The sequence below is a fragment of the Brachybacterium alimentarium genome (assembly GCF_002332425.1).
In the GTDB taxonomy this organism is placed as follows: Bacteria; Actinomycetota; Actinomycetes; order Actinomycetales; family Dermabacteraceae; genus Brachybacterium; species Brachybacterium alimentarium.
Genome location: NZ_NRGS01000002.1, coordinates 167063 through 182865, shown reverse-complemented (window position 1 = coordinate 182865; position 15803 = coordinate 167063). Strand labels below are relative to the sequence as shown.

The 15803-nt window shown below is 69.1% G+C and carries 17 protein-coding genes; 8 read left to right on the top strand and 9 right to left on the bottom strand.

Annotation, left to right across the window (positions count from 1 at the left end; translation table 11 throughout):
* Window positions 1-19: 19 nt before the first annotated feature.
* Window positions 20-196 carry a hypothetical protein gene (locus tag CIK71_RS01310; protein ID WP_217990134.1) on the bottom strand — a complete coding sequence of 59 codons (177 nt, stop codon included), beginning with the start codon at window positions 194-196 and terminating at the stop codon, window positions 20-22.
* Complete coding sequence (locus CIK71_RS17845) at window positions 193-501, bottom strand: transposase (protein ID WP_217990133.1); 309 nt, start codon at window positions 499-501, stop codon at window positions 193-195. Before CIK71_RS17845 ends, CIK71_RS01310 begins: the two co-directional genes overlap by 4 nt.
* 133 nt (window positions 502-634) lie before the next feature.
* Between CIK71_RS17845 and CIK71_RS01300 the strand changes: the two genes are divergently transcribed.
* On the top strand, window positions 635-1729 hold the full coding sequence (locus CIK71_RS01300) for a glycosyltransferase (RefSeq protein ID WP_176485491.1): 1095 nt from the start codon (window positions 635-637) through the stop codon (window positions 1727-1729).
* A 662-nt stretch (window positions 1730-2391) separates the two neighbouring features.
* On the top strand, window positions 2392-3270 hold the full coding sequence (locus CIK71_RS01295) for an MBL fold metallo-hydrolase (RefSeq protein WP_245857250.1): 879 nt from the start codon (window positions 2392-2394) through the stop codon (window positions 3268-3270).
* Between the two features lie 63 nt (window positions 3271-3333).
* On the opposite strand, the gene CIK71_RS01290 is transcribed toward CIK71_RS01295, so the two are convergent.
* Window positions 3334-4602, bottom strand: a complete 1269-nt coding sequence (locus CIK71_RS01290; protein WP_096163376.1) for an MFS transporter — start codon at window positions 4600-4602, stop codon at window positions 3334-3336.
* 295 nt (window positions 4603-4897) lie between these two features.
* The gene (locus CIK71_RS01285) at window positions 4898-5962 is read right to left on the bottom strand and encodes a hypothetical protein (RefSeq protein ID WP_096163375.1); all 1065 of its coding nucleotides are present in this window, start codon (window positions 5960-5962) and stop codon (window positions 4898-4900) included.
* 373 nt (window positions 5963-6335) lie between these two features.
* Between CIK71_RS01285 and CIK71_RS01280 the strand changes: the two genes are divergently transcribed.
* Window positions 6336-6557: a hypothetical protein gene (locus tag CIK71_RS01280; RefSeq protein ID WP_096163374.1), complete on the top strand. Its 222-nt coding sequence runs from the start codon at window positions 6336-6338 to the stop codon at window positions 6555-6557.
* A 198-nt stretch (window positions 6558-6755) separates the two neighbouring features.
* Here the strand turns inward: CIK71_RS01280 and CIK71_RS01275 are convergent, their stop codons facing one another.
* On the bottom strand, window positions 6756-7379 hold the full coding sequence (locus CIK71_RS01275) for a TetR/AcrR family transcriptional regulator (RefSeq protein ID WP_096163373.1): 624 nt from the start codon (window positions 7377-7379) through the stop codon (window positions 6756-6758).
* Between the two features lie 177 nt (window positions 7380-7556).
* Here CIK71_RS01275 and CIK71_RS01270 point away from each other — a divergent pair, with 177 nt between their 5' ends.
* Together CIK71_RS01270 and CIK71_RS01265 are read left to right on the top strand one after the other, a co-directional pair.
* Window positions 7557-7922 carry an MmcQ/YjbR family DNA-binding protein gene (locus CIK71_RS01270; protein ID WP_096163372.1) on the top strand — a complete coding sequence of 122 codons (366 nt, stop codon included), beginning with the start codon at window positions 7557-7559 and terminating at the stop codon, window positions 7920-7922.
* 54 nt (window positions 7923-7976) lie between these two features.
* Complete coding sequence (locus tag CIK71_RS01265; protein ID WP_096163371.1) at window positions 7977-9302, top strand: replication-associated recombination protein A; 1326 nt, start codon at window positions 7977-7979, stop codon at window positions 9300-9302.
* Window positions 9303-9446: 144 nt separating this feature from the next.
* Here CIK71_RS01265 and CIK71_RS01260 read toward each other — a convergent pair whose 3' ends face one another.
* Window positions 9447-9962 (bottom strand): GNAT family N-acetyltransferase, encoded by a 516-nt coding sequence (locus tag CIK71_RS01260; RefSeq protein WP_096163370.1) that lies wholly within the window; start codon window positions 9960-9962, stop codon window positions 9447-9449.
* A gap of 50 nt (window positions 9963-10012) precedes the next feature.
* Here CIK71_RS01260 and CIK71_RS01255 point away from each other — a divergent pair, with 50 nt between their 5' ends.
* Both CIK71_RS01255 and CIK71_RS01245 read left to right on the top strand, forming a co-directional pair.
* A complete protein-coding gene (locus CIK71_RS01255; RefSeq protein ID WP_096163369.1) occupies window positions 10013-10930 on the top strand; it encodes an aminoglycoside phosphotransferase family protein in 918 nt (305 codons plus the stop codon).
* Between the two features lie 127 nt (window positions 10931-11057).
* Window positions 11058-12512 (top strand): acyltransferase family protein, encoded by a 1455-nt coding sequence (locus CIK71_RS01245; protein WP_245857249.1) that lies wholly within the window; start codon window positions 11058-11060, stop codon window positions 12510-12512.
* A gap of 75 nt (window positions 12513-12587) precedes the next feature.
* Here the strand turns inward: CIK71_RS01245 and CIK71_RS17620 are convergent, their stop codons facing one another.
* The 3 genes from CIK71_RS17620 to CIK71_RS01235 form a co-directional block, all read right to left on the bottom strand.
* Complete coding sequence (locus CIK71_RS17620; RefSeq protein ID WP_158542001.1) at window positions 12588-12725, bottom strand: hypothetical protein; 138 nt, start codon at window positions 12723-12725, stop codon at window positions 12588-12590.
* A gap of 117 nt (window positions 12726-12842) precedes the next feature.
* Window positions 12843-13265, bottom strand: coding sequence for a hypothetical protein (locus CIK71_RS01240; protein WP_096163368.1), 423 nt, complete (start codon window positions 13263-13265; stop codon window positions 12843-12845).
* A 65-nt stretch (window positions 13266-13330) separates the two neighbouring features.
* On the bottom strand, window positions 13331-13792 hold the full coding sequence (locus CIK71_RS01235; protein ID WP_096163367.1) for a VOC family protein: 462 nt from the start codon (window positions 13790-13792) through the stop codon (window positions 13331-13333).
* Window positions 13793-13928: 136 nt separating this feature from the next.
* Here CIK71_RS01235 and CIK71_RS01230 point away from each other — a divergent pair, with 136 nt between their 5' ends.
* Window positions 13929-15629 (top strand): FGGY family carbohydrate kinase, encoded by a 1701-nt coding sequence (locus CIK71_RS01230; RefSeq protein WP_096163366.1) that lies wholly within the window; start codon window positions 13929-13931, stop codon window positions 15627-15629.
* Window positions 15630-15803 lie beyond the last annotated feature (174 nt).

The following is a 15803-nucleotide window of genomic DNA, read 5'->3' as shown; positions in this document are numbered from 1 at the left end:
CCTGATCGTGCATCAGTCCCTAGCCGTACTCGGGGTCGTCGCGGTGGGCGTCCAGCAGTGCGTTGGCTCGGTAAGCCTCGACCAGTTCGGCGTCGGTGACCTGGTGTTTGAGCCAGCGGTAGTAGGGCTGGCGGGAGAGCTTCAGGACCCGCAGGGACACCGCGACGGGAATGTTCTCAGCGGCGAGCTCGCTCACGAGCGGGTAGAACCTTTTCCCGGCAGATTCGCCTGGGAGAGGTAGGCGGCGGCGCGGCGCAGGACCTCGTTCTCCTGCTCGAGCAGGCGCACGCGACGTTTGAGGTCTCGCGTCTCGGCGGCGTCCTCGCGGGTGGTGCCGTGGCGGACGCCGGCTTCGACGTCGGCTTGGCGCATCCATTTATGGAGTGTCATCTCGTGGACGCCGAAGTCCTTCGCGATCTGCGCGATGGTGACGCCATCCTCGCGGGAACGGGCCACTCGCACGACATCGTCGCGGAACTCCTGGGGGTAGGGAGCGGGCATGGTGCACATCCTTCCAGGCCGCCCAGTGGGCAAGCCAGATCAGATGTCACCTATCGGTGCGGCAGTCCCTAACCACCACCTCCTCCAGATGCGTTCCAACGAACGCGGTGGCGTGGCCCCTAGCGTCATGCGCATGCTCACCCACCTGGACTGGTTCGATGCAGTCGCGATTCTGACAGCCCGTCAACAGGCCGGATTCCTCGAAGCCGGCTTAGTCAGCGAGAACAGCTTCGTCGCGCCCAACATGTTGGCCCATCCGGCCGCGAAACCGTCGGCCGAGCGAGAACGGTCTGGCGGTGTCATCGTGGCTCGTCAGGTGACTCAGAAGCGACTCGACCACGCACTCGATGCTCTGGCACGTGCACGTGCCGAAGGTATACATACCCAGGTCGACATTTTTGGTCTCGGGCCGCTGACCCGTCGCCTCACCAGGCAAGCGGCAAAGCTCGGGCTTAGCGAGGTCGTCGACTGGAAGGGGTACGACTCCAACGCCAAGGCGAGCTTCGGCACGGCATCCTTCACACTGATGAGCAGTCGCTATGAAGGCCATCCGGTCGCCCTTCTGGAAGCCATGTCAGCAGGATGCATCCCGATCGTCTACGACATCGAGTTCGGCCCCAGCGACGTCGTCACCGATGGGGTAGACGGCTTCCTCGTGCCGCCGGGGGACATCGAGGGGATGGCAGAGGCGCTTATCAAGCTCCATGGCATGACGAACCGGCAGCGAGCCCGGATGCGGAAGGCCGCGATCCGGCGTTCGCGCGACTTCTCGCCGGCGAACGTCACCAAGGTCTGGGGAGAACAGCTCGCGAAGGCCCAGAAACGCAAGACGACTCTTCGGGCACGGAAGCTCGACGCGGAACTGATCGCGGTCTCATTGACCGCACAAGGCCTGCACCTCCGACTCAAGGTGACCTCGGAGATGGGTGGCGATATGCGTGACGTGATGCTCGGCTGGATCGGTCGAGGACGGGATGCGTACGGTCGCGTTCCCGCTCAGGCAAAAAAGACCCGTGGTGGTCTCGTCATCGAGGGGACCGTCACCGCTGCCGAGCTCAAGGCCATTGAAGGGAATTCCGCCCTAGATCTCTACGCGTTCGTCCGTGGCTCTGCGACATGGGGACGTACGCGGATCGCGAGTTCGGGTGTGCAGATGCCCAAGGCGAGGGACGGATTGCTTCCGTACACCACAGCGGCGGGAAACCTCAGCGTGCGCCGCGAGGCATAAGCGCAGCGTTCGGCAAGCGTGACCATGGAGTCGTCCGAGGTACGACGAGATACGGGCATGACGAAAGCTCCCCGACTCTCCCGTACAAGGATGGGGCGCGTCCTGTGAGGACCACTCTGGAGGGCTTCGATCGCCTGAACAACCACGCTCACAGTACGGCCGCCGCAGGCGATACTCACGCACGTCGGCCCGTACGGTCGTTCTCAGCGACTGCGCACGGGTTGAGGGTGGCAGGCCGAGGGCAGAGTGCCGGCCTCGCTCTGGAAAAAAGGGCACCGTCGCACGAATGGCTGAGAGTCCAGACGTGGCCGAGGATGCTTCGCGCCGGCCATCTCTGTACCAACCCAGCCGGCCGACGCCACGCTGCCGCACCGCGTCGGCGCCACGTGGAGACCAGCGTGCTCACCAGTGGACCACCGCAGGTCAGAGTCATGTTCTAAGTTCCGCGGACCATGCCGGTGGAGGGCCCGTCATGGACACTCGACCGTCGGGCGGGCAGGCAGTCGAAGGATCGCGCAACGCTCCATGCGGTACATGGCGTCTGCCCGCGTCGATGTTCGAGCAGGTCGCGCCGGAGCCGCCCGGACGCGTCCACCGCTCACCGGTTGACCTCAAGGGCGCTCGAGGGTGGAGGATCACCTCATCCATCTGAGGAGATGACCATGACCGATCCACTCATCACGAACGAGTCGCTCCCCGTCATGCTGCGGGGCATCACCCAGTGTGCGACCTGCGGCGTCGAGTACGACGCGGAGACGTTGCCCTCCGTGTGCCCCGTCTGCGCTGACGAGAGGCAGTACCTTCCACCCGACGGCGTGCAGCGCTGGCATCAACCCGCAGAGGCGGGCGCCGGCATCAGCGTCGTCGAGGTCGAGGAACGCCTCTTCGCGCTGCGGGTCGATGGCGGGGTCGGCATCGGTCAGGAGGCGAAGGTGCTGGTCACGGACCACGGCAGCGTGATGGTCGATGTGCCGGCCGCGATCACCGCCGCGGCCGTCGAAGAGGTCGCGAAGCTCGGACCGATGCGAGCGATCATCCCGAGCCATCCGCACATGTTCGGCCTGCAGACGGCATGGTCCGCAGCCCTCGGCGATGTGCCGGTCTGGATCGCTCGGGCCGACGCCGGCTGGCTCGGGCGCACGCCCGCGCATCGTCATCTCTGGGACGGCGAGGAGGAGGTGCTCCCCGGCGTCGTCGCAGCGCAGCTCGGAGGGCACTTCCCCGGCAGCGCCGTCGTCCACTGGGGCGGTGCCGATGGCCAGGGTGTCCTGTTGTCGGGCGACACGATCGCTCCGAACCCCGACGGACGCACCACCACGTTCATGTATTCCTACCCGAACCGGATCCCTCTCTCCGGTGCGGTCGCCCTTCGAGTCGCAGACGGCGCCGCACGCTTCGCCTTCGATCGTCTCTACGGCAACTTCGCGGGCGCGATCCTCGGGGGAGCTCGCGACGCGGTGCTGACCTCCGCCGCTCGGCACGCCGCGTGGACCGGCGGGGAGCACGACGACCGCACCGGACCTGCCGGAATGCCCGGCTGAGTTCGGGGCTGACCGCGAGAGAAGTGCGGGATCCTGCTGAGGCTGCTCACCAGCGGCCCGCCGTCATCGGAACTCGCCAGCTGGAGGCGTTGATTCGGTGCTGACCGCAGCTCGGATCAGAAGCGCCAGAAGCACGGTGACGCCCGCCAGCGCCCACCATCCCCATCCGTGGGCAGTCCCGATCGCGAACCCCAGGACGGCCGGTGCCAGTGAAGCGAGCAGCCCATTGCTGATGCCGTAGAACGCGCCGTACTGGCCCTGTTGCGCCTCGGGGGCCAGGCGGAACAGCAGCTCCATCGTTCCTGCGGTGTAGAACAGCTCGCCGGCGGTCTGCAGGATGAGGAGAAGGAGTAGCGCCACGACCAGGAGCGTCGTCGATGTCGACCAGCCCGACGCGAAGAAGACGTATGAGGCCGCGACCAGAACGGCCCCCAGCACCAGGCGCCGACTGGCGCTGATTCGGCTGGTGATGCCGGAGCTCGCCGGGACCTGGAACATGGCGCACAGCAGGGAGTTCGCTGCGACGAAAACGCCGACGACCCAGACGAGGTCGGGATGATTGCGCACCATCCAGAGGGGCAGCGCGAACGGGAGCGCGTGCAGGTAGATGTTGATGATGCCGTTGGATACCGCGAATGTGGTGAAGCGAGTATCGCGGATCGTCGGCCGAGGCCTGCTGCCGGAGGGGCCATTCGCGAGGGGCACCGAGACCCTGGTCAGCAGAGCTGCGGCGATCACGAACGACATGGCGTTGATGAGGATGCGGATCGTGAAAGCGGCTGGGGCCCCGTTCGCCAGGACGACGCCGGCCCCCAGTGCTCCCAGTGATGTCCCGATGGTCAGCAGGGATCTGAGGGACGCGCGGGTCAGCGCGGGATCCTCTCGGGCGATCCGTCGGATCAGAGCAGTGTTCGAGGACATGCACAAGCCTTGCCCCAAGGCGATCAGGCACAGCGTCACGATGAACAACAGACTCGTCTCGGCAATCAGCAGAAGGAGCGTCGCTGCTGCCGAGAGGATCAGGCCCGAGACGAACACCTTCTTCGGGCTCGAGGCGTCAGACACGCGGCCGCTGATCAGGTCGCCGCTGATGGCGAGCACGGTAGCCCCGAACAGAACAGCCGACACGAAACTGACCGAGAATCCCAAATGCTGCGTGTAGTAGAGGATGTTGATGCTCGCGAAAAGACCATTCCCGATCGCGTTGATTCCCGTGACCAACGCCAGGTTGCGGGTGGCGGGGGAGGCTGTTACCGTCCGAGCGGCGGTGACATATGGGCTCATTGCGGCTGTGAGAAGCGATGGTTGGTCCGGACGTGACGCCGATTTCATGAGCCGAGACTAGCCACTAATCGTGCCTACGAGGAAGCCGAATTTAATCGGATTGAAACTGTTATTCCGCTGTCGCGTGAGTTACCGTCTGCTTCGCGCAAGCAAGGGTGCTCAGATCCTGCTCACGGCTGCATGATGATCTTTTCGCCGCTGCACACCGCACACCGCACACCGCGATCCGTGGCGCTCGAGCCCGTGAGGCACGTACTGTCGATCTCTCTCTCGGACGCGCCCGGCGGCAGTGGCGCAGCGCGGCAGAGCACCCGTCACGCCCTCACGACTCGCCGACGCCTCCTCACGAATCGTTCTCGGCGTACTTGCGCTGACGCTCACGCTGGCCGTGGGTGAGAGTGCGGAGGTTCGTGCGTTGATCGAAGCTGGAGCCGAGCGCGCCGGCGACGACGCCCATGGCGGCGCTCAGCCACGCCACATCGAGATAGCGAGCGAACACGGGGGCTTCGTCGATGACCGATTCCATGTATTCGGGGGCGATCACGATCATGCCGCCGGCAAGGATCAGCAGCACCAGCGCTCCGTAGAGCGCGAGGACGCAGAGCAGCAGGGTGACGACGGTGGAGAGGTTGTAGAGGAGGACGACCCGAGCGAGATTGTCGCGCTTCGGGGAGTCCCACAGTCCGTTGCTCATGATCAGCCATGCCGTCATCGCGACGATCGCGAGAGCGCCGACGCCGAGCAGCCGGGGTGTCGACAGGTAGGTGGACATGACCCAGATCGAGTTGTAGAAGATGCCGAACGCGCCCGTGGCCGAGGCGGCAGCGAGGGCGCTGGAGAGGCGGGGCGCCGTCTTCAGGGGTTCGTTCCCAGCGACCATGCCGAGGATCGTGCGGGCGCCGCCGGATACTCGGTGCGCTCGGAGCGTTGAGTGGTCGGTGCCGTCCGAGCTCTGTGCCCAGTGCAGCCAGGACCGGTCGAAACGTGAGGAGTCGCGAGGTGCGCTGGTGGGCTTCAGCCGCAGGGTGCAGGCCATCAGGGTGTCGAGGATGCGGCGCTTGCTGGTGAACGCGCCGAGCGTCGGGCAGGAGATCACGGCGATCTGTTCCTCCGGGAAGATCTCGGCGATCAGTGGGTGTCCGTCGTTGAGTCGGGGGATCTCGGTGAGGAGGAGCACGGCGTCGGGCGACGAGTACTCGCCGGCGAGGTCGATCGCGTCGGAGAGGTCGAGAGAATCGTCGGGTCGAAGACGCAGCATCGCGGTCTGGACGTCCAGCGTGATCGGTGGGCTGAACGCTTCGTCCAGCAGCTGCTGCAGCTCGTCCTCGATGGACCGTGCGCGTGCGGTCGGCAGACCGGGGTCAGCGACCAGGAGGACGTTCACTCCGGTCATCGGGTCGTCGGCCATTCGGTGTCCTTCCTCGGTGGTGTCGGCCAGCAGGCTACGGTTTCGAGAGAGGCGGAAGGCCGCCTCCGACCACTTGGTGGGGTCCGTGACCGCGCGTTGTCTGCGGTCAGGGTCGCGGAAGCAGCAGCGGGGGCCACGGGGCACGGAGGGAGACCGGGCGAGCGCTAGAGTTGCGCTATCTCTCGACGAGGAGAACAGCTGCAGCAGAGCTCGCGGCATCAGAACCTCGAGGGCGCCGGTCCGCCCGTGGTCCGGGCGGGCGTCGACGAGTCTCGTCGCCACTCGTGGCGGACCGTGCTGAACCGAGGTCGGTGGCACCACTCATGCTCAGCGGAACAGTACGGGCCCTCGGACGGCTCGGGATGGAGGCGGCATGCGCATCGAAGACATTCAGGCCTTCTGCGGCCAGCAGGTCAGCGTGTGGCAGGGCGGACGGCTGGTGGCCGAGGGACTGCTCGACAGCGTGGACGTGATCTCGGCACCGGAACCGCAGGCCGAAGGGGAGGGGTGGCGGCTCGAGCAGGTCCTCGTGCTGGTCGTGGACGATGAGGCCCACCGCGTGGACTTCGGGGTCTCCGTCGTCCCGCGTGACTAGCGTGAGCCGCGTGATGCGTTCTGGCATCGTCCGCGCCGGCGACGATGCGCGTTCACTCCGACGACATGCGGCGCCGGCGGACGTGCCGAATGGCGCCGATCATGCTCGCCCGCCGGCTCGCCGTGCTCATCGGACGCGGTGACCGTCGATCCATACGCCGACGATGTCGCGCGTGCTCGTGATGTCCGTCCGGGCAGGTCACTGACCAGCGTCGTGCTCTTCGGGTTCGTCAAGTTCGTCGTGTTCGTCGAGTTTTTCGTGGTCGTCGGGCCCGTCGAATTCCCGGGCCAGGCTGGTGAAGGCTCGGCGCACCATGTCGGGATCCAGCGGTGCGCGGTTCCAGGACTGGTGGACCCACCAGCCCTCCACGAGGGCGTCGAGAGCGCGGGCCGCCGGTTCGGTGAAGTGGGTTCGCAGGGCGTCGATGGCCTCGGCCTCCAGGGAGGCGATCTGGGCCGCGACCGTCGGGCTGCGGCTTCCGCAGCGGTGCATCTCGCGGCCGAGGCGAAGCTGCTCCGGGGTGGCCCGGGTGCTGCCGCAGGTGGCCTCGACGAGCACCTCGATCGCCGCTTGCCTGTCGACGGCCTCCCTGAGCGGCGTGTCGTAGCGAGGGCGGAGCTGTTCGCCCAGGAGCTCGAACGCGCTCGTGATCAGGTCCGTGAGTTTCGGGAAGTAGTACGTCATCGATCCCAGCGGCACCTCGGCGTGTGCGGCGACGCGCCGGTACGTGGCCGCCTCGACGCCCTCCTCGGCGATCACGGCGGCCGCAGCGTCCCGGATCCGCTGCCGACGACCGGGGTCGTTGGCTATCCCTTTGCGCATGACGCCTCCTGCCTAGCCGCCTCGCCGCCTCGCCGCCTCGCCGCCTCGCGGATCGGCGGCCTCACCTATACGAGCGTACGCACTCTCGTTATGCTGAGGAGACTCGGCCGCGACGAGACGGGGAGGCACGCTGATGCAGAGCACCACGGTGCAGCCGCACGCCACGGAGAGCGCGGTATGAGCCTGCGCGGCGAAGACCTCCAGGAGGTCGCGCGAGAGACCGCCGACGGACTGCCGGGCACGAGCAGCGGGTATCCGTTCACCAAGCATCTGCGGGTGTGGAAGGTCGCGGGGAAGGTGTTCCTGATCGTGACCGAGGACGACCCGGACCTGGAGATCATCACGCTCAAGGCCGAGCCCGACGACGGGGACGCGCTGCGTCGCGAGCATGCGTCGATCCGCCGCGGGCACTACCTCGACAAGGAGCACTGGATCTCCGTCGGGGCCGGGGAAGGGGTCTCGCGGTCCCTGGTCGAGGATCTCGTGGACGAGTCCTACCGGCTCGCCGCACGAGGGGCGCCGGCCAAGGATCGTCCCGAGTAGGGCGAGCGCATCCGCTGCACACGAGGCGCCGCAGGGCGCGAGGACGGAGAACGGGTGGACCACGACGCACCAGCACTGTTCGAGGCCGACGAGTCATCGCGGCCGCTGGCGGACCGACTGCGCCCGCAGACTCTCGCCGAGGTGGTCGGGCAGGATCATCTGCTCGCCCCCGAGGGCCCGATCGGGCGAATGGTCGCCGAGCGTCGGCTGGTGTCCATGGTGCTGTGGGGCCCGCCGGGCTGTGGGAAGACGACGATCGCCCGGCTCCTCGCCGAGGGCACCGGTCTGGCGTTCGAGCCGCTGTCGGCCACGTTCTCCGGCGTCGCCGATCTGCGGAAGGTGTTCCTGGCGGCGCAGAAGCGGCGCGAGATCGGGCAGGGCACGCTGCTGTTCGTCGACGAGGTCCACCGGTTCAACCGGGCCCAGCAGGATTCGTTTCTTCCGTACGTCGAGGACGGCACGATCGTACTCGTCGGCGCGACGACCGAGAATCCCAGCTTCGAGCTCAACGGCGCGCTGCTCTCACGCAGCCAGGTGTTCGTCCTCAGACGGCTCGATGACGCCGCTCTCAAGACACTCGTCGAGCGGGCCGAGCGCGCGATGGGAGAACCTCTGCCGGTGGACGCGGAGGCACGGCAGGCGCTCGTGGCGATGGCCGATGGCGACGGACGCTATCTGCTCAATCTCATCGAGCAGGTGCAGCCCGTGCGCCAGCCGTTGGACGCCGCGGGCCTGGCCCAGCTCGTCCAGCAGCGCGCTCCGCTGTACGACAAGTCCCAGGAAGGGCACTACAACCTCATCTCGGCCCTGCACAAGGCGATGCGCGGCTCCGACCCCGACGCCTCCCTGTATTGGCTGGCCCGGATGCTCGACGGCGGCGAGGACCCGCTCTACATCGCACGGCGGCTCGTGCGCTTCGCCAACGAGGACATCGCCATGGCCGATCCGCAGGCGATCCACCAGGCGCTCGCCGCATGGGACGTCTACGAGCGGCTCGGTTCCCCCGAGGGTGAGCTTGCGATCGCCCAGGCCGTCGTCTATCTCGCGACGGCTCCGAAATCCATCGCGGTCTACCGCGGGATGACTCGCGCGATGCGCGCCGCCAAGCAGTCCGGCTCGCTCATGCCACCGGCGCACCTCCTCAACGCCCCGACGCAGCTGATGAAGACGCTCGGATACGGCGAGGGCTACGACTACGACCCCGACACCGAGACGGGGTTCTCCGGCCAGCGCTACTTCCCCGATGCCATGCCCCGCCAGACGTTCTACGAGCCCACCGAGCACGGTGACGAACGCGCCGTCGCCGAGCGGATGCGTCACTGGGCCCGGCTCCGGGACGACCGCGCCCACGGCGACCCCGGCTCCCCGCCCGACGGGTGATCCTTCGCGACACGCTCCCGCGAGGGCTGATCCGGGGCCCCAAGTGTTCGCCGCAGCCGGACTCGTCCGGGTGAGCAGTGCTCCTGGGGCAGGCGGTCCGTCAGTGTGTTCCGGGCTGTTCAGTGCGTCTCCCGGCCGGACCGATCAGCCCCTCTCGGACACGTCGTCGATCCGGAGCTGCTTGAGGAGCAGCTGATCGCGCTCCCTGGCGTGGTGGAGCGTCCCGTCGTCGGCGGTCCAGTCGTACTCCGTGACGTCGAAGATGCCGGTCGTGCGATACCCGAGCCGCTCGTACAGCCGCTGGGCACGAGCGTTGTCGTCGCCCACGGCCATGGCTGCCACGCGATGCCCGCGGGTCAGGGCCTCGTGCTCGGCTGCTGCGATGAGCTGGGTGCCGACCCCCTGCCCGCGCCGTTCTGGCCGGACCTGCAGGTGGCAGATCTCGAAGGCATCGGGATGGGAGGCTCGGGCTTGCGCTCCGCTGCAACCGTCCCAGCGGACGACGGCTGAACCGAGCGGGACGCCGTCCCGCCACGCCACCAGGTACTCCGAACGGCCCTCCTGCTGCCGGGCGAAGTGCGCTTCGTGCACTTCGCCTCGGAGCGGCCAGAGCGAGGTCAGCAGACTCAGGTCGGCGGCGGTGCAGGAGCGGATATCCATCTGCACATGATCGTTGATCAGGCGTGCGGCCGTCTCGGTAGAGTGCCGTCATGGAATGGCGTCTGCGGCTCCCGCCGGGATTCGGGCAGCGGCTGCGCTCGCAGGACGGAGTCACAGACCCGTGGCTCGGCTCCCTCCCGGCGCAGGTTCAGGACGTTTGCGACCGGTGGTGGCTGACCCCGGACGGGCTGGCGCACGGCGGAGGCACCAGCCTTGTGATTCCCGTGCTCACCTCCGAGGGGAAGAGCGCAGCCTTGAAACTCGTCTCGCCGCTCGCCGACCCTGCAGAGGAGAAGCGGGCCCTCGGTATGCTCGCCGGGCACGGCGTCGTCGAGTGCCTGCGAGCCGACGCCGACCTGCGGGCGCTGCTCCTGGAGCGCCTGGACGGCCCCTCCCTCGCCGCCGTGGCGGATCCGCTCGAGGCAGCCCGTATCGCAGGGGAGCTCGCTCGGCGGATCGGATCCGTTCCGGCCCCGGCGGACGCGCCGCGGCTGAGCGCAAGGTCCGCGGACTGGCTCAGGGTGCTCCAGGAGCAGCATGCGCGTGCAGAGCACGAGGGCGCGGCGCTGGGTATGGGAGTGGTGCGGCGAGCATTCGACGTCGTCGAGGAGCTCGCCGCCGACGCGACGGTGACCCTGACACACGGCGACCTGAGCTCGCAGAACGTGCTGCGTCGTGCGGACGGTTCCTGGTGCGCGATTGATCCCGATCTCCTCTGCGGGCCCCGGGAGTACGAGGCGCACACCGTGCTGCGCGGTGTGCTTCCGTCGAGTGCCGACGCGTCGGATGTCGGGGAGGTCATGGCTTCAGTGACCGAGCAGTTCTGCCTCGCGGCGAACGCGGATCCGGTTTGGGCGCAGGCGCTGTCCCATGCCCGTTTCGTCGCGTCGTACTACTGGGAAGCGCAGCACGAGGGAGATCCTCAGAACATCGCCCTGCTGCGCGCGGCGGCAGAGGTCGGGGTCTGAAGCGACCGCGCCGGGCACGGCCGTCGGAGCCTCCCTCCGCGGTAGGGGACAAAATTCGCCCGCAGGAGTGATGTGCACGCCGGCGTCTCGTCCCTACTTTCCTGCTCAGGACCAGAGGAGGGACCCCATGCACACCACGGCCAGCATCCCGGCGGCGCGACGTCCTGACGGTGCCACGGCGATCACCGCCACCGCCACCGCCACCGCCACCGTCACCCGCGCCGACCTCGCCGACCCCGCCTGCGCCAGTGCCACCGATTCCGGCACCGTACGCGCGACCATGGACCCGGCAGCCGCGTCGGGCACCCCTGGCAGCCGGCGCGATCCCGCCATCGACCTCGTGCGCGCACTGTGCGTTCTCGCCGTCGTGGTGCTGCACGGCATCCAGGTCGGGGTCACGGTGACGGGCACGGCGCCCGTGCTCGAATACACCACGGTGTACGCGCCCTGGTACCCGCCGCTCACGTGGATCCTGCAGGTGATGCCGATCTTCTTCGTGATCGGCGGCTTCGCCGGGGCACTGGCCCTGCGCCGGCTGCTCGCGCGCGGCGGCACCTCGACGGACTTCGTCGTCGGGCGCGTGCACCGCCTGCTGCTGCCGGCGATCGTCACGGTCTTGGCCGTCGGGATGGTGCTCGCCTGGCTCGGGATCCTGGGGGTTCCCGCGGAACTGCTCGGGCTGGCGGGCGTCCGCTACGGCCAGCCCCTGTGGTTCCTGGGCGTCTTCCTGGCGTGCCAAGCACTCCTTCCCGCTCTGCTGCGCGCGCACGACCGCGCGGCGGTGCGCACGCTCGTCATGCTCGTGATCGCGGCGGTCACCGTCGATGCGCTGCGCGGTCTCACCAGCATCGACGCCCTCGGATACACCAACATCGCCTTCGTCTGGCTCGCCCTCCAGCAGCTGGGCTTCTTCCTGGTCGACGGGCCGCTCGACGCACTGTCACCGGCGGTGCGCCGGAGTGCGGGAGCGGCCGCGGTCGCCGTGCTGATCGGGGGAGTGGTCGCCGGGATCTGGACCCCGGATCTCATCGCGCACCTCAACCCGCCCACCATTGCGCTGCTGCTGGTCGGTGCGGCGCAGACCGCCGCGCTCTCGCTGCTGCGCCCGGCGCTCGCCGAGCTCAGCGCGCATCCGTGGATCGAGGCGTTCACGCGCTTCGTCACCGCTCGCACCATGACGATCTACCTGTGGAACCTGCCGGTCCTGCTCGCGATGGCGGGGGTCTCCGCGGTGCTCGCGCTGCGCGACGGGATGCCGCTGCCGGAGCCGTCGGGCCTGATGTGGTGGACGACCCGGCCATGGTGGCTGGTGCTCTCGATCGTGCTGACCTTCGCCCTCGCCGCAGTGCTCGGGAGCATCGAACGACGCCGACCGGCACGCCCGACCCGCTTGTCCCGGCGAGCGCTGCAGGCCGTGCTGCTCGGCCTGATCGGAGTGCTGATCCTGTTGCTGGCCGGCACCACCGTGCTCACCGCGGGAGCCGCCGTCGGCCTGTTCCTGGCGGCGCTGTCGAGAATCCGCGCCAGGGTTCCTCGTGAGGACAGCGCGTCTCCTCCACGTGTGCGCACGGTCGGCAGGTGAGACGCCCCCGCCCTCGTGACGGAGGGCGGGGGCGCGTCGTGACGGCGGGGGCGCGTCGTGACCCTCATTCGAAGGTCAGGACCGCCGGGCCATCTCATCGATCTGTGCATCGCGGATCCCGCCCGCGACTGCCTTGCGGATCACCCAGTACAGGGTCAGCAGAATGACGACGAACAGCAGTCCATAGAGCACGAGCCCGACAAGAATTTCCATGCGCTCACGGTACGGGCACTGATCGTCCGCGAGCGACCTGGTCCGCTGCTGCGCGCGGTGGACGGCTCTGCTCGCCGCCGCACATCCGACCGCCGGCAGAGCCCCTGACGGAGTCGGCTATCGCTGGGTGACCAGGGAGCTGATCACCGAGAGCGCACGATCCCGCTCCACCCGTCGGCCGAAGGGATGCACGTCGGCCTCGACCACGCCGCGATGCTCGGCGACGACGGTGCGCACCGTCGCCTCGAGCGCGGGGGCCGACGGGGCATGCACCGACAGGGGCGGGTCGAGCACCGCACCGACGAGCGACGGCCCCTCCGCGTAGTAGACGTAGAGCGCACGCTGCACGTCCGGGCCGAACAGCTCCTCGGCTGCTGCGTCCGGCAGGCTCCCCAGGTGGGTGACGAGCATCGCGTGCCCCTCGGCGCGATCGGGCGCGCCGGGACGGTCACCGCCGTCCAGGACGGTGAGCTCTTCGCCCGTGGTGCGCCGGGTGAGCGCGGTGGGCCGGGCGTCGGGGAGGGGATCGTCGTCGACCATGGCTGCCTCCTGGCGGGTGCGGTGCCTCCGGTATCGGGGCCTCCAGTATCGGTGCCGATGCGGGATCAGTCGAGGCAGAACTCGTTGCCCTCGGGATCCGCCAGGACGATGAATCCGATGCTCAGCGGTTCCTCCGGCTCATGGCGGGCGATCCTGCGGGCGCCGAGGGCCACAAGCCGTGCGCATTCCGACTCGAGCGCATCCATCCGTTCCTCGCCGCGGAGGCCAGGTGCCGTGCGCACATCCAGGTGGACCCGGTTCTTGGCGATCTTCCCCTCCGGGACGCGCTGGAAGAAGATCCGGGGACCGGAGCCGTCCGGGTCCTCGAGCGCCGAGGCGGAGTTGCGCTGCTCCTCGGGCACTCCGCTGCGCTCCAGGAACTCGTCCCACGCTTCCAGCGGATCCTTTCCGTCGGGCAGCTCGACACCGGGCGGGGCCGGATGCACGTACCCGAGCACCTCCCGCCAGAAGGCGGAGAGGGTGCGCGGGTCCTTCGCATCGATGGTGATCTGGATGGTGCTGCTCATGGGGTCCTCCGTCGGCGGGTCGTTGTGGCGGACGGGCCGCCGCGTGGTGACAACGATCCTTCCCCGGGAGAAGGACAGGTGCTGTCCGCGAAGAGCAGGTGTCGAAGTACCGCCACCGGCGGCCTACGCTCATGCCATGCCCTCCTTGCTGTGCCTCGACCTCGGCACGTCCGCCGCGAAAGCCGTCCTCATCGCTCTGGACGGTACGGCCGGTCCGCAGGCCAGCAGCGGCTATCCGACGCGCACCACGGCGGGCGGGGGAGCGGAGCAGGACCCGCGGGACTGGTTGCGCGCCGCCCGCGCGGCCCTCGCCGGAGCCCTGCGGGGCAGCGAGGAGCGGCCGCTCGCGCTCAGCATCACCGGGCAGATGCAGGACCTCGTGCTCCTGACCGACGGGGACCCGGCGCCCGCGATCCTCTACAGCGACACCCGCGCCGCCGACGAGGCCGGCGAGCTGCGGAAGGCCCTCCACGCCGAGGGCGTCGACTGGGACGATCTGGCCGGCAACGAGCAGGACGCGACCAGCTGCGCCGCGATGTTCCTGCGCCTGGCCCGCACCGATCCGGGTCTGGTGCATCGAGCGCGGGGCATCGTGTTCGGCCCCGCCGGGCATCTCGTGCACGAGCTCGGGCTGGGGGCCTGGTGCGATGTCACCACGGCGTCGGCCACGGGACTGCTCGAGCACCGCACCGGCCGGTGGTCGCAGGACGTCGCCAAGGCTGCCGGGATCGAGGGACAGCTGCTGCCCCGGCTGACGGCGGAGACCGGGCAGATCGTCGGCCGGACCGGCGCCGACGCCGGCGCACTGCTGGGGCTTCCAGCTGATCTGCCCGTGGTGCTCGCGCCCGGGGACGCCGGGGCGACCACGCTCGGGATCGTCGGCCTCGAGCCGGGCGACGACTACGCCTACCTGGGCACGAGCGGCTGGCTCGCCACGGTGGTCTCGGAGGATGCCTCCGCCAGCAGTGCGCAGGACACGGATCTGCGTGCCTCCGGGCAGGGAGGCGAGGAGTTCTCTGCCGGCACTTCGCACCGCCTCGCCCTCGGGGCCGGGGCCTCGAGGCGCAGCCTGCGGATCTCCGCTCTGCTCGCTGCCGGAGCGGCGGCGGACTGGGCGCGCGATGCGTTCCTCGGCGGTGCCGCACCTGAGGAGGCAGACCTCCTGCTCGAGAAGCGCGAGGCCGAGCACGGGCGCGGCCCCACCGGTCTGCTCGCCCTGCCCTCGATCCAGGGCGAGCGTTACCCGGTGCGCGATGCGAACCTGCGGGCTGCGGTGGTCGGCATGGATGGGCAGACGCGGAGCATCGACCTGTACGCCGCGGTGCTCGAAGGAGTTGCTCAGGCCATCGCCCATGCCATCAAGGAGGGTGAGAGTGAGAGTGAGAGCGCGGCTCCGGCACGGTCCGACGCTGCGAGCGCGCGCCGTCCGCTCGCCGTCGTCGGGGGCGGAGCCCGCTCGGAGCCCTGGATGAGGATCCTGGCGGACGTCACCGGAAGGCCCGTGCACACGGTCCCGGTCGCCGACGCCGCCCTCGTCGGCTGCGCGCTCGCCGCGGCAGATGCCCTGGGCCTCGAACATCACCTCTGCCCGCTGGCGGACCAGGCCGGCGAGCACATCGTCGACCCTGCCCCGCCGGCCGGTCCCATCGTCGACCCCGACCTGTCGGCCGGTCCCATCGTCGATCCGGACCCGTCGGCCGCGCGCATCGTCGGCCAGGACCCGTCGGCCGGACGCATCGTCGCCCCTGACCCGTCGGCCGTTCGCGGGCATTCCGCTCTGCGGCCGTCCCACCGCGCCCTCTATGCAGCTCTCGCCGGTCTGCGAGCGGCGCGCTGAGGCACCCGCAACGCAGCTCGGACCCCCACCACCGTCCGTGCCGGTCGGCGGCGCGTCCTCAGCGCTAAGGGGTGGCCGGGCCGAATGCTGGAGCGAGCTGATCTGGCCGGCCCGAGGGCTGAAGCGGGCTGATCTGGCCGGGCCGAATGGCGAGGCCGGCTGATCAGGTCAAGC

What these genes read in the sequence shown, in the direction of transcription:
- CIK71_RS01240 (WP_096163368.1), bottom strand. Translation starts at nt 13,265, where the DNA reads ATGGTCGACGACGATCCCCTCCCCGACGCCCGGCCCACCGCGCTCACC.
- CIK71_RS17845 (WP_217990133.1), bottom strand. Translation starts at nt 501, where the DNA reads ATGCCCGCTCCCTACCCCCAGGAGTTCCGCGACGATGTCGTGCGAGTG.
- CIK71_RS17620 (WP_158542001.1), bottom strand. Translation starts at nt 12,725, where the DNA reads ATGGAAATTCTTGTCGGGCTCGTGCTCTATGGACTGCTGTTCGTCGTC.
- CIK71_RS01260 (WP_096163370.1), bottom strand. Translation starts at nt 9,962, where the DNA reads ATGGATATCCGCTCCTGCACCGCCGCCGACCTGAGTCTGCTGACCTCG.
- CIK71_RS01300 (WP_176485491.1), top strand. Translation starts at nt 635, where the DNA reads ATGCTCACCCACCTGGACTGGTTCGATGCAGTCGCGATTCTGACAGCC.
- CIK71_RS01270 (WP_096163372.1), top strand. Translation starts at nt 7,557, where the DNA reads ATGAGCCTGCGCGGCGAAGACCTCCAGGAGGTCGCGCGAGAGACCGCC.
- CIK71_RS01290 (WP_096163376.1), bottom strand. Translation starts at nt 4,602, where the DNA reads ATGAAATCGGCGTCACGTCCGGACCAACCATCGCTTCTCACAGCCGCA.
- CIK71_RS01280 (WP_096163374.1), top strand. Translation starts at nt 6,336, where the DNA reads ATGCGCATCGAAGACATTCAGGCCTTCTGCGGCCAGCAGGTCAGCGTG.
- CIK71_RS01245 (WP_245857249.1), top strand. Translation starts at nt 11,058, where the DNA reads ATGCACACCACGGCCAGCATCCCGGCGGCGCGACGTCCTGACGGTGCC.
- CIK71_RS01285 (WP_096163375.1), bottom strand. Translation starts at nt 5,962, where the DNA reads ATGGCCGACGACCCGATGACCGGAGTGAACGTCCTCCTGGTCGCTGAC.
- CIK71_RS01235 (WP_096163367.1), bottom strand. Translation starts at nt 13,792, where the DNA reads ATGAGCAGCACCATCCAGATCACCATCGATGCGAAGGACCCGCGCACC.
- CIK71_RS01275 (WP_096163373.1), bottom strand. Translation starts at nt 7,379, where the DNA reads ATGCGCAAAGGGATAGCCAACGACCCCGGTCGTCGGCAGCGGATCCGG.
- CIK71_RS01295 (WP_245857250.1), top strand. Translation starts at nt 2,392, where the DNA reads ATGACCGATCCACTCATCACGAACGAGTCGCTCCCCGTCATGCTGCGG.
- CIK71_RS01230 (WP_096163366.1), top strand. Translation starts at nt 13,929, where the DNA reads ATGCCCTCCTTGCTGTGCCTCGACCTCGGCACGTCCGCCGCGAAAGCC.
- CIK71_RS01255 (WP_096163369.1), top strand. Translation starts at nt 10,013, where the DNA reads ATGGAATGGCGTCTGCGGCTCCCGCCGGGATTCGGGCAGCGGCTGCGC.